This is a genomic window from Nostoc sp. JL31 (genome assembly GCF_017114965.1).
Taxonomy (GTDB): domain Bacteria; phylum Cyanobacteriota; class Cyanobacteriia; order Cyanobacteriales; family Nostocaceae; genus Nostoc; species Nostoc punctiforme_A.
The window spans coordinates 118,086-130,609 of the sequence record NZ_JABXKO010000068.1 but is presented as its reverse complement, the minus strand read 5'-3'; the positions used below and the strand labels follow the sequence as shown (position 1 = coordinate 130,609).

Here is a 12,524-nt window from a genome sequence, read left to right as displayed (position 1 = left end):
GAGAACACGCAATGCTCCACCAACTTGCACGCAGAATTATATTAATTCGTAATTAAGAAAGTGAGATTTCATAACGGTTTTTAGGGTTGCATTGGCAGCCTTATTTTTTAAAATTGATATTAGTTATGACTAACATATTTAAGCTAATCAACCAAATTGCGATCGCAGAAGCGCAGTTATATACCACCCAATTCCTTGCGCCCTGCGTCAAAGGTGGACGAGTTCGCACACGGGTAGCCGGGATGATCTACACCTTCAGTCCAAAGCCAAGTAAATTTGAAGGTTGGGGCATCTTTCAGGCTGTGGATGAAAAAACAGCCGCGGTTGTAGAAGAAGCAGACTTACCCCAAATTGTGGAATATCTGCAACACTTTCCCCAAATACGGCTGCGGTTAGCACACCAACTGCAAAAACAAACTTGGTTAGCATACCCTGTGAATGAAGTAGATATGCGTCAACGGTTGAAGGTAGTTAAACCGATCGCAGTGCATCTAGTAACTGAGGATATCGCCTTTGAGCAAATCATTGCCCGTTGGAATGGGCATTCATCCTGGTTCGAGGAAGTAGATCGCCGTACCGATCCGGCAATTTCTGAAACTCTGCAATCTGCCGTCAAGCAACTCATTCCTGCTGAGGAATTACAGTTTAAGGGGATGACTCCAGAAATCCGCACAGTGTATGAATTAGCAACTCGGTGCATTGAGGGATTTACTCAATCTCAACAGGATGAAAAGAGATTGAGAAAGGCTTTGCAAATAGGCGGTGGTGAATTAAATCAATTCCACGATCGCAACGACTACTGGACAGTCGATTGGACAACATCTGATGGTGTTCGCCATAGTAGTGCGATCGCTAAAACTGATTTGACTGTTGTCAGTTCTGGCATTTGCCTAAGTGGACGCGATCGCGATTTTGACTTGCAATCCTTAGTGGGTGTCATGGAACAACAAGACTAGTGAGAACAATCGGACTAATTAATTCGAATTATTATGAGTATCTTTTTTCACGAACAGCTTTACCGCAGCAATGCTGTGATGACAAAGTTGAAGAACTATCGTGTAACTATTTGTGGCGCTGGAGCATTAGGAGCTAACATTGCGGAAAACTTAGCTCGGTCTGGTTTTGATAAACTTACAGTGATAGATCGCGATCGCATTGAGGAGCGTAACCTTTCAACTCAGCCTTATTACCGTTCTGATGTTGGAGCCTTCAAAGCGAAGATTTTGGCGAACAATTTATATCGAGCAATTAATACTAAAGTTGATGCTAAAACAAAGGAGTTGACACCAGCAAATACAACTCAACTACTCAAAGACAGCCAGCTAATTGTCGATGTTTTTGACAATAGCGTGGCACGTCAAGCAGTGAAAGATTATGCTGAACAATTAAGCGTACCCTGCCTTCATGCTGGACTATCGGCTGATTATGCAGAAGTGATTTGGAATGACGTTTATCGCGTTCCTTCGGAGGTTAATGATGATGTCTGTGATTATCCGCTGGCACGAAACCTGGTGATGTTAACCGTTGCTGTGGCGTGTGAAGCGATCATTTCATTTATTGCCACAGCAGAACAGCGTAACTTCAGCATCACCCAGAAGGATCTGACTGTTCAATCTCTGTTTTTGTAGATTGTGTCGTTATCTCCCCACTCCCTACTCTCCTATATTCAGCAATTTCGCCATCGCCAACCGTTGCAGTTTCCCGGTAGCACCACGAGGTAGTTGTTCTAAAATGTGAATTTGCTTGGGAACTTTGAAGTCTGCCAGCATAGTTCCACAGTGTGCTAAAAGTTCTTTTTCGCCAGCTTCTGCTTTCAGAACCACAGCCGCGTGGATATCTTCTCCTAAAGATTTGTGGGGAACGGCAAAGGCTAAGGCTTCGGCGACGGCAGGATGGCGCAGCAAGACATCATCCACTTCTAAAGGAGAAATTTTTTCCCCACCCCGGTTAATCAATTCTTTAATTCGTCCAGTCAAGCGGAGGTAGCCCTCTGCATCCACTGCACCCTGATCTCCCGTGCGGAACCAACCGTTCACAAAAGCAGTGGCGTTAGCTTCTGGATTGTTTTCGTAGCCATCTATAACATTGGGTGCTTTTATCACCACCTCGCCCAAGCTTCCCTGAGATAATAGGTTGCCTTCAGAGTCCATAATGCCCACTTCCACACCGAAGCCATAACCTACAGTACCTGGTTTCCTGACTTTTGGCGGTATGGGATTGGTGGTCATTAAGTGAGATGCTTCAGTCATGCTGTAAGATTCCACCACAGGAGCATTCAGAGTTGCCTCTAACTGTTCAATGATAATTGGCGGCAAAGAAGCACTACTAGAGCGAATAAAACGAAAGCGGTTAGCTTTGACAATTTCTGGGTTGCGGCTAGCGCGTGCCAAAATTGTCTGGTGCATGGTTGGCGCTGCGGAGTACCAGGTGGGTTTGTAGGTATCTACCAGTTTCCAAAACTCCAAGGCATTAAAACCATTGGGACAAACTAATGTACCACCCGAAGCCAGAGTTGCCAGCAAACAGCCTACTAATCCGTGAACATGGAATAGGGGCATTAGGCAAAGTGTAGTATCAGCTGCTGTGAGTGAGTAAGCATTAATCAGGTTGCCAGATGAAGCGATTAAGTTGCGATGACGAATCGGCACCCGCTTGGGACGACTGGTAGTGCCGCTAGTGTGGAGAATCATCGCTATATCATCAGCGTTGGGAGCTGTGGGATTCGCGGATTCTGCTGGTTCTGAGCCTGTTTTGACTAATTCAAAGCTTAATGTACCATCAGTATTTATCTTGGCATTAATCAGCATCATATCGGGTGTGACACTAGCAATGGCTGCTTCTGGTTCCTCAGATAACGTAATCAGTGCTTTTGCTTGGGTATCTTGGTAGTAAAAGGCAAATTCTTCTTGTTTGTATTTGGGATTTAAGGGTGCAGCAGTGCCACATAAGGCAGCAGCCAAAAAGGTAATCGCCATTGGTGAACCATTAGTCATGGCAATGGCAATGCGTTCTCCCCGTTTCAATCCAAAGCTGTTGAGTTGAGATACCAGTCCAATAACATTCTCGCGTAATTGCTTATACGTTAGCGATCGCCCTTCAGGTGTAACTAAGGCTGGATGATTGTCTTCCCCTACTAAAAGCTCAAATAAATTCATTAGTTTTTCTTACCTGTAAATACATGATTTAGCTTAAACAAAAAATTGTTACTTAGCTTTGAGTTATGAGAGAATGCTAGAATGCTGTTATTAACAACAATGTTTTAAATATTCTCATAACAATCCCTATGGCAGAATTTTGTTATGGAGATCATCCTGTAAAATCATAAAAGTGTACATTGAATAAATTTGTGGATCTGCGCTCAAATAAATAGAGTTATTAGAATTAATTGTTAAAATGCTCTTGGAGTAGGCATTTGGATATAAACTAGAAGAAATTAGTTCAATAGTTTATATAAAATAGCCTTGTACTAAATTCCCAAAACATATTAATAGCAATTATGAGTCCCATAAAAATTACTATGTTGGGCGAAAGCTTGGAGCGCCAAGGTGGAATAGTTTCTGTGGAAAAGCTCATTCTTGAAGAAACTACCTCTGATATTCAAATTAAACACATTACGACTTTACCGAATGGTTCTACTATCCATAAAGTGTTAGTGTTTTTGCAGGCAATAGGTGAGTTGTTTTGGAATTTATTAAACCAAAGAGCTGACCTAATACACATCCATGTTTCAGATAGAGGTAGCGCTTTCCGTCATTCAATCACTACTCTGATTGGTTGGCTATTTCAAAAACCAGTAATTATTCATACTCATAGTGCTGATTTTCATTCGTTTTACTTTAAACTACCTCAATTTCTTCAGCAGTGGCTAAGTTGGTCGTTTTGTAAATGTACCCGTTTTATTGTTTTATCAGATAGCTGGAAAAATTTTTACATTGAGAATCTTGGTTTGAAGCCAGAGCAAGTTATTGTTCTCCCTAACCCAGTCAAAATTCCTGCACAAATTCCACAGCGAATAAATTCCAAACAGATATTTTTCTTATTTTTAGGGCGCATTGGTGAGCGCAAAGGTGCTTTTGATTTAATTAAAGCATTTGCTTCTATGCCTGTTGCTCAACAAAGTCAAGCCAAGTTAGTTATAGCGGGGGATGGAGATGTAGAACAAGCTCGTAGTTTGCTCCCAACTCTAAATCTTATTGACTACATCACTATTCTTGATTGGGTAGATCAAGAAAAACGCGACGACCTTTTAACTAAAGCTGATGTCTTTGTGTTACCTTCCTACAACGAAGGTCTACCTATGGCACTACTAGAGGCAATGAGTTGGGGTTTAGCAGTTATCACTACCGCAGTGGGAGGAATACCCGAAATAGTTACTCAAAACCAAAATGGTTTATTAGTTAATCCGGGGAATATTCAACAATTGTCAGAGGCAATGCAATCCTTAATTGCAGACGAAAATCTGAGAATATCTTTGGGAAATAATGCACGAGTCAGAGTTCAACACTTGGACATAAACAATTATCTTACATCTTTAAGATGCATTTATACAGCAGTTATCAATTGAGAGCCATCTTAAAATAGGTTTAAGTAGCTTACACTATGTATTAAATACCAAGCTTCAAAACGACACAATTCATTCTGTATAAGGATAATATGAGTTTAAAAAGTATTGATTTAATATTAGGAAAAATCAAGGAAACGGTAAAGGTATTATTCTTTTCTTGTTCAGATTATTCTAAAGTTGGTATACTGTCTAATAAGTGAGGGAGGTGCAGAAATGAAAACTTTTCCGGAAGTGAAATTGTTTGATACAAGATTCCATAAAGTTAAAGTACAAGAATTAGTTGATTATTTAGTAGAAGCAGCAAAAAGCCAAAGAAAGACAGTTGTAGGGCATGTGAACATCAGAGCAATGAATTTCGCTTATGAAAAGTCTTGGTATCGAGATTTTTTGAATAAGGCGGATTTAGTATTTTGTGACGGATTTGGTGTAGTGGTAGGAGCTAGATTCAACGGTTATTCAATGCAATCTGCACATCGAATGACGGCACCAGATTACATCGAAGATTTAGCATTAAAGTGTGAGAAAGAAAACCTTTCTTTATTTTTGTTAGCTGGAAAACCTGGCGTAGTAGATAAGGCAATTACTAAGTTAGGATCAATTGCGCCTAATTTACGCGTACAGGGACATCATGGTTATTTTGATAAATCAGGAAAAGAGAATGATTTGGTAATAAAAAAAATTAATAAATTTCAACCAGATATTTTATATATTGGTTTTGGTATGCCATTGCAGGAACGCTGGATTTTAGATAACTTCAATAAAATTGAAACTACTGTATTTTTACCTTTAGGTGCTTGTCTAGATTTTTATACTGACTCTATATATCGCGGGCCGCGTTGGCTGACTGATAATGGTCTGGAGTGGTTAACACGCTTAATTACTGAACCTACTCGTCTAGCAGACCGTTATATTGTAGGCATTCCATTATTTTTTTATCGTGTAGTTAAACAGCGAATCACTCAAGGAATGATAACAAATCGCTAAATAAATTTTTTCTAAATTTCGCATTTGTTATGACCATGACTGTCAAAAAGTGGCCAATTGTTTCCCCTACCTCTGCTGTCAAGACTAGAATTAGAATTGATGTGACATTCTCCTAGTAGCCAAAGTGCCAGACTCTCTGCCATTAAGCGATCGCTATCTTGCCTTAATCGATGAAATTGTCGAAACCACCCTCAAGGGCAAAATTAGCTCTGTAGAACAAGTGTATCAAATGCTTCTTAAAGGAATTACTTCCGGTACAGGGGAAGTATTTGAGTTAGCTTTGAGCGATCGCCTGAATTCCCTCCAAAGCCAAGTAGATAGCGAAAAAGACGAACTCAAGAAAGCCAAGGCGACTCGCAGTTTGAGAGCCATTAAGACGATTCAAAGTCAATGGCAACGCTGGCAAGAGCAAAATAAAGCCACAGAAGCGATCGCCTCCGCAGCTACAGAAATCACCACAGCCCCTGCTGCCGAGCGTCTAGCGACATTTATCCGGGTTACTGACCCGAATCAGAAGTATCCGCTAAATTTACAACAGTTACAGCAGTTATCAAAGGCATTGCAGCAATTTGCTCAGGCAGATTCTGATTTACAACAATTTTCCGAAGGGATTACCCGTGGTTTAGCTTCTTGGCAGCGATTGCAAGACAACTTGCTCAGTTGGATGTACGAGCAAAAAGAATCTTTGGGATTTGGCGGCGTACCGGGAGAAAGTGGCCCTTGGGCAAGTTGGGCTAAACAACTCAATAGTGAGTTACCCAAAACACTACTTCGCACCTTAGCTAGGGAAGAATCCGCAATTGAGTTTGCCGAGCGACAACGGGGTATCACACTCAGAGATTGGGTGGAAATGGCATTGATTTTACAGTTCTTGCAACGGGGATTAATTAACTGGTTTGACCAACAAGCTTACGATGTGAAAGCGGGGCCAAAGTTGTCCATTTCCACTTTTTTGACCTTTGCAGTGATTTGGAGTCAGTTAGCAAGTGGTTTTAGGAGCATTGGGACAGTATACAGCGATGCCTGTTCTCAAATCATGCTTCAGATTTTGCGAACCTTTGCCCAGCGTCCGTATTTTCCCTTTTATGGCGGGATTTTTGCCTCTTTTACTGGCACTTATTTACGAGATGCCCTAGATTATTTAGATGAACCGCTGCGACGAGGCGAGGGAACCCAAGAAAAGGCGCGGATTTTGACTCTTTTAGGCTATTCTCAGCGTGCTTTAGGACAATACCAGCGCTCAATTGATTTTCATCAACAGGCGCTAGAGATAGCCAGAAATGCAGGCGATCGCACCTGTGAAATTGCCAATCTCAACCACCTCAGCCGTACCTACGTGCAACAGCAAAATTATGCTGAGGCAATTAACTATAGTCAACGAGCATTGATACTAAGTCGGCAAGCAGGCGATAGGACAGGAGAAGCAAATGCGCTAGTAAATTTAGGTTACAGCGAAGTCATGCAAGCTCAGGAATTGGAAAACTTAGAACCCGAAACCTATGAAGCTGCAATTAATTATTTGGAACAAGGTTTAAAATTATCAGAAAAATTAGGCGATCTTCAAAGTAAAGCCTTATGTGTCAGCAGCTTAGGAATTGCCTATCTAGTAATTGGAGAACACCAAACGGCAATTAAATATCTTGAAGATGGCTTTAAAACAGCGCAAGTTTCCGGTGATTTGTATCTCCAAGGGCGGAACTTAGCTTATTTAGCAGAAGCCTATTATCATCTGCAAAATTCCGAAAAAACTGTTTATACAGGCTGCTTGGGAATGTATCTTTTAGAGCAAATTGCTTCTAATGAGTGGCGTCAAGCAGCAGGGTTACTGACAATTTTGCAGGGACAAATCGGGGCAGAAGCTTTCCAAAAGTTCTTACAGCAACATCGCCCGAAAATTATTGCTGTTATCGGTGTAGATGGGTACGATCACATTCCGCAATTGTTAGAAGAATATAAGGGAGATATGTAAGAACCGAAAAAACCAGGCGATCGCTCCACAGCTTAACAAATCGCAACAGTCTCCTCAAGTATATTTTCTAGCAGAACTCCATATTTAGCTTGCTTATTTAAATTAACTGTGGTAATTTAGTTGTAGCTTAAAATACTGTAATCCGATTGACTTACAGTATTTTTTTTGATAGTATCACTACTCTAGTTAATAAATTTGTTGTCAATAGGTAGTTGAAAAGCTGATATCAGTGAATTAGTAACGTATTTACGGTTATTAGCCAAAAGTTATTTGTAGCATTGTCCACTGGACATGATTGAAAAATACGTATTTGCAACGATAAAAACTGCGTAGGCGCAGCCCGTCGTAGACATCGCCCACTCAGCCATAACCATAAATCCTTTGTTGTCTCGCTAGTTTAATGGTGAAGCGATGTCTATCGATAAACCTTGAGGCTTTTAGCAGCAGTGAGGCAGCACTGTAGGTCTACCCAATCCATACGTAGGAGTTGAAAATTATGGTGCAAACTTCTCTCGTCCGCCCCAGTAATCCCTTTCAGCCACCAACCTTCGTTTCCATTGAATCAGAGCGTCGCCATCGTCAAGAACGCTTGGCAGCAGCCTTTCGGGTATTTGCGCGTTTGGGTTTTGCTCAAGGATTGGCAGGACATATCACTGCCCGCGATCCCGAACTTACCGATCATTTTTGGGTAAATCCTTTTGGGATACATTTCAGTCGCATTCGGGTATCAGACCTGATACTAGTGAATAGTGAAGGTCAGGTAGTCCAAGGTGAAGGCAAAGTTAGTCAAGCAGCATTTGCCATTCACTCTCAAATCCACGAAGCCCGCCCTGATGTCATTGCAGCGGCTCATGCCCATTCCTTCTATGGCAAAACTTGGTCATCTTTAGGTCGATTGCTCGATCCGATTACCCAAGATTCCTGTGCTTTTTACCAAGATCATGCTCTATTTGATGATTTCACAGGCATTGTCTTAGAGACAAGCGAAGGAAAACGCATTGCTCACGCACTAGGCGATCGCAAAGCTGCGATTTTACGCAACCACGGAATATTGACTGTGGGACACAGTGTGGACGAAGCAGCTTGGTGGTACATCAGGTTAGAGGATACGGCTAAGGCGCAATTGCTAGCAGAAGCCGTAGGAAAACCCATCTTGATTGACCACGACATCGCCTTAAAGATCCAACAACGCGGTGGTACTCACCAAGCAGGCTGGGGTGGATTCCAATATTTATGGGATGAAATTACCCACGATCAACCAGACTTGTTTGATTGATTAGGGAATGGGGCATTGGGCATTGGGCATGGGGCATTGGTCAATAATCATAGTTCTTCTTCCCTTGCCTCCCCTGCTCTCTACTCCCACTCCCCAACATTTTCAGGAGAATTAATTATGCCAATTGAATTTATTGGATTGATTCGGACAAAACCAACTTCGGAATTAAATAGTGCATCAGGTGGTCTGGGCGATGACATCATTGATACAGCTTATGTTCGTGAATTTGCCAAAGCCCATGAAGAAGGAGGCTTTGACAAAGTATTGATTGGCTATAGTTCTAGTAGCCCTGATGGTTTGACTGTTGCTAGTTTCGCTGCTTCTGCAACCGAGCGATTGGGCTTTTTAATTGCTCATCGTCCGGGTTTTGTCGCACCGACTCTGGCAGCTCGCAAGGCAGCTACCCTTGACCATTTTACCAACGGTCGGATCGCAATACATATCATTACTGGTGGCAGTGATACCGATCAACAAAGAGATGGCGACTGGCTAGATCATGACAGCCGTTACCGTCGCACCGATGAATATTTAGAAATTGTTCGTCGCGTCTGGACAAGCGACACTCCCTTTGATTACGAAGGTGAATTTTACCGCATCAAAGCTGCTTTCTCTGCGATCAAGCCGCTGCAAAAGCCCCACATCCCGCTTTACTTTGGTGGTGCATCTGGGACAGCCGTACAGGTAGGAGCCAAACACAGTGATGTCTATGCTTTGTGGGGTGAGCCAATTACCGCAGTTAAAGAACGAATTGCAGAGGTACGTGCTGCTTTACCACCCGGTCGTTCCATTCGCTTCAGCGTCTCTCTGCGACCGATTCTTGGTGCTACAGAACAAGAGGCTTGGGAGAAAGCACATAACATTTTAGCGCGAATTCAAGAGTTGCGAGGAGGCGCAAAATTAGCTGCCCCAGCTAGACCCCAAGCTGTAGGATCGCAACGTCTGCTGGATTTTGCCGCCAAAAATGAGATTTATGACAAGCGTCTATGGACACCGATCGCCGCAGCTACTGGTGCGGCAGGTAACACTACTGCTCTAGTGGGTACACCAGAACAAGTAGCAGAGGCTTTGGTTGATTATTACGATGCAGGTGTGACTACCTTGTTGATCCGGGGTTTTGATCCTTTAGAGGATGCGATCGCTTATGGGCGTGATGTCATTCCTTTAGTACGTGCGGAAGTTGCGCGACGAGAACGGCAAACAGTTGGAGTCGGGGTTTAGCGATCGATCCAACGGCTCACTGCTGGCAGTTGTGTAGAGAACCATAGCGCACCTAAGGTACTCAGACTGCCACAGACAATCAAGGCATTAGTCGCACCAAAATTATGTGCCAAAGTTCCAGCCAACAGATTCCCAAAGGGCATCATACCCACCATTGATAGAGCATAAAAACTCATCACCCGTCCGCGCTTATCTTCGGCAACTAGGGTTTGGATAATCATATTACTACTGGTAATCAGGAGGATGGAAAAGCAGCCTGTAAACACCAGTATGATTATGGATAATCCAACTTGACGCGATAGTGAGAAGGAGATCAGACTTATCCCAATCAAGACTTGAGCGACTACAATCAAACGCTCTAAGCCCGCAATTCCTCGCCTAACACTCAGATACAAACAAGCAAACAACGAGCCAATGGGCGCTGAGGTGCTGAGTTGAGCCATCGTAGTTGCATCCCCATTTAAAATCTTCGCGGCAAAGACGGGCATGAGCGCGATATGAGACATCCCGACTAAACCTTGTAGCGCCAGTATTAATAAAATTGCTCTAATCGGCTGGAACTTGGAGACATATTCAAATCCCTCCCGCAATTTATGCAAAGTATCACTAAGGCTCGTCAGGGTCTGCATGGGTCGGACTTTCAGCCGCATTGCAAGCAGGGTAAAGATGGCAGGGATATAGCTGAGGGTATCGTAGAGAAAACAATATTTTACCCCTAGCGTCGCAATCAAAATCCCACCCATAGCCGGCCCCAATACCAGCGAGGAACTTAACATCACTGAATTCAAAGCGATCGCATTACTCCAATCGGCGCGATCGTCTACGGTTTCGGTGACGATTGTATGACGCACAGGCATATCTAATCCCTTGAGGAAACCATTGAGAACGCTCAGTACCAATAGGATGGGAAACGTAATCCAATTTGTAAAGGTAAGAATCGTTAAAGTCAGGGAAACGCTAATTCCCAATATCTGCACCAGCATTAACAAGTCACGACGACTCCAGCGATCGGACAATACGCCCGAAAAGGGAATCACTAATAACGTCGGCAAAAATTGCACAAACCCTGCAATTCCCAACAACCAAGCCGATTGAGTTAATTCGTATACCAGCCAAGGAATAGTTAACTGCTGGGTCATAAATGTCCCAGACATTGATAGTAACTGTCCCCCAAAAAACAGCCGAAAGTTACGCCAGCGAAAGGCGGGTAAATGCTGGTAAATGATATTACTTACGCGATCGCCTAGTTGTCTATTCCAAATTTTCATCAGGAAAGTTTTATTGTGTTTTACTAAGTATTAGATCAACTAATACTTAGCTTATCTAGTAATATATAGGATAATTGCGTAGTTTACCGCCGCAGGCATCGCGTCTGGTTTTGTAGCAAGCTTGCTGATTCAAAGGTTAAGCCTTGTTCCTAACGGCATCTGGTGTAATCGCTGCATACTGCTGGGCAGTTAAGGTTGCTCCTTTAACATCAACTTGTTTTGGCACAACTTTCAGTTCATACAGAAGATCCGCAACCTTTTGTTGAGCGCTAATTACTTCCTCAGTAATTGATCTCATGTCATATTTTCTTCTCGTCAGCGTCAACTCCATAGTATCGACATCAGTTTTGACCTTCGGTGCGAGGATTTCGGCAGCAGCCCGCCTGTTTTTGTTTGCCCACTGCCCAACTTGGTAGTACTCTGACAAAATTGCTTTCAAGAGTTCAGCATTATTAATTGCAAAATCTCGTGAGGCTAGGTAATAACTTCCTGGCGTCTTAATTCCTTGCGCGTCTCGTAAGACTCGGATAGTGCCTTCCCGTTGCAGCTTTATCAGACTAGGATCGCCTTCTACAAAGGCATCAACCGTCTTGTTCAAAAATGCTGCTCTTCCATCTGCAATGGGTAGATTCACTGATTCAATATCACTGATTTTTAGCCCTACCTCTTCAAACGCTTTCACCACAAAAAAGGTCTGAGCCGTCCCTCTAGAATAAGCAACTTTTTTACCTTTAAGACCTGCCAATGTTTGGATTGGAGAATCCTTTAGCACAACAATTGCGGAACCTTCTCCAGTACCTGGCGGCATATTAACTACATAAATCAGATTGGTACCAGCTGCCTGAGCAAAAATAGGTGGCGTTTCGCCAGCAGGCCCAAGGTCAATGCTACCCACATTCAAGGCTTCCAATAGCGGAGGCCCAGACACAAATTGCGACCAAGTAACACCTATTCCTTGAGGAGCCAAGCGTTTTTCGATCGCGCCTTTTTCGTGTGTTAAATCCCCGGAAACTTGGTAGCCAAGTCGAACCAACTTGGTACTCCCTTTATTGTTACTAGTGGCATTAGCACTCAAGGTTGTGTTGTTGTTATTGCCTGTGCTGCCGTTGTTTGTTCCACAACTGACTAAGGCAGTAAAAGACATTAATCCATAAAAAGTGTAAAGTAAATCACGCCTGGATATTGAGTGCTTTCCAATTTGCAGTCTGACCATAGCTTTCTATCTCATCTTGACGCTGATACCGT

General features: G+C 42.9%; 10 protein-coding genes. 7 read left to right on the top strand and 3 right to left on the bottom strand.

The window, feature by feature from the left end:
• Positions 1–125: 125 nt before the first annotated feature.
• Both HWQ43_RS16215 and HWQ43_RS16210 read left to right on the top strand, forming a co-directional pair.
• Positions 126–956 carry a hypothetical protein gene (locus HWQ43_RS16215; RefSeq protein ID WP_292735628.1) on the top strand — a complete coding sequence of 277 codons (831 nt, stop codon included), beginning with the start codon at positions 126–128 and terminating at the stop codon, positions 954–956.
• A gap of 33 nt (positions 957–989) precedes the next feature.
• Positions 990–1,628 carry a ThiF family adenylyltransferase gene (locus tag HWQ43_RS16210; RefSeq protein ID WP_292735625.1) on the top strand — a complete coding sequence of 213 codons (639 nt, stop codon included), beginning with the start codon at positions 990–992 and terminating at the stop codon, positions 1,626–1,628.
• Between the two features lie 24 nt (positions 1,629–1,652).
• Here HWQ43_RS16210 and HWQ43_RS16205 read toward each other — a convergent pair whose 3' ends face one another.
• A complete protein-coding gene (locus HWQ43_RS16205) occupies positions 1,653–3,155 on the bottom strand; it encodes an acyl--CoA ligase (protein WP_292735622.1) in 1,503 nt (500 codons plus the stop codon).
• Between the two features lie 341 nt (positions 3,156–3,496).
• Between HWQ43_RS16205 and HWQ43_RS16200 the strand changes: the two genes are divergently transcribed.
• The 5 genes from HWQ43_RS16200 (at position 3,497) to HWQ43_RS16180 (ending at position 10,011) form a co-directional block, all read left to right on the top strand.
• Complete coding sequence (locus HWQ43_RS16200) at positions 3,497–4,564, top strand: glycosyltransferase family 4 protein (protein WP_292735620.1); 1,068 nt, start codon at positions 3,497–3,499, stop codon at positions 4,562–4,564.
• 213 nt (positions 4,565–4,777) lie between these two features.
• A complete protein-coding gene (locus tag HWQ43_RS16195; protein ID WP_292735618.1) occupies positions 4,778–5,548 on the top strand; it encodes a WecB/TagA/CpsF family glycosyltransferase in 771 nt (256 codons plus the stop codon).
• Between the two features lie 124 nt (positions 5,549–5,672).
• Positions 5,673–7,517 (top strand): tetratricopeptide repeat protein, encoded by a 1,845-nt coding sequence (locus HWQ43_RS16190; RefSeq protein WP_292735616.1) that lies wholly within the window; start codon positions 5,673–5,675, stop codon positions 7,515–7,517.
• Between the two features lie 496 nt (positions 7,518–8,013).
• The gene (locus HWQ43_RS16185; RefSeq protein ID WP_292735614.1) at positions 8,014–8,793 is read left to right on the top strand and encodes a class II aldolase/adducin family protein; all 780 of its coding nucleotides are present in this window, start codon (positions 8,014–8,016) and stop codon (positions 8,791–8,793) included.
• A 117-nt stretch (positions 8,794–8,910) separates the two neighbouring features.
• Positions 8,911–10,011, top strand: a complete 1,101-nt coding sequence (locus tag HWQ43_RS16180) for an LLM class flavin-dependent oxidoreductase (protein ID WP_292735612.1) — start codon at positions 8,911–8,913, stop codon at positions 10,009–10,011.
• On the opposite strand, the gene HWQ43_RS16175 is transcribed toward HWQ43_RS16180, so the two are convergent.
• Entirely contained in the window at positions 10,008–11,279 is a 1,272-nt protein-coding gene (locus tag HWQ43_RS16175) for an MFS transporter (protein WP_292735610.1), read from the bottom strand. The two genes, HWQ43_RS16180 and HWQ43_RS16175, sit on opposite strands and share 4 nt — an antisense overlap.
• A 136-nt stretch (positions 11,280–11,415) precedes the next feature.
• Positions 11,416–12,423: an aliphatic sulfonate ABC transporter substrate-binding protein gene (locus tag HWQ43_RS16170; protein WP_292735608.1), complete on the bottom strand. Its 1,008-nt coding sequence runs from the start codon at positions 12,421–12,423 to the stop codon at positions 11,416–11,418.
• Positions 12,424–12,524 lie beyond the last annotated feature (101 nt).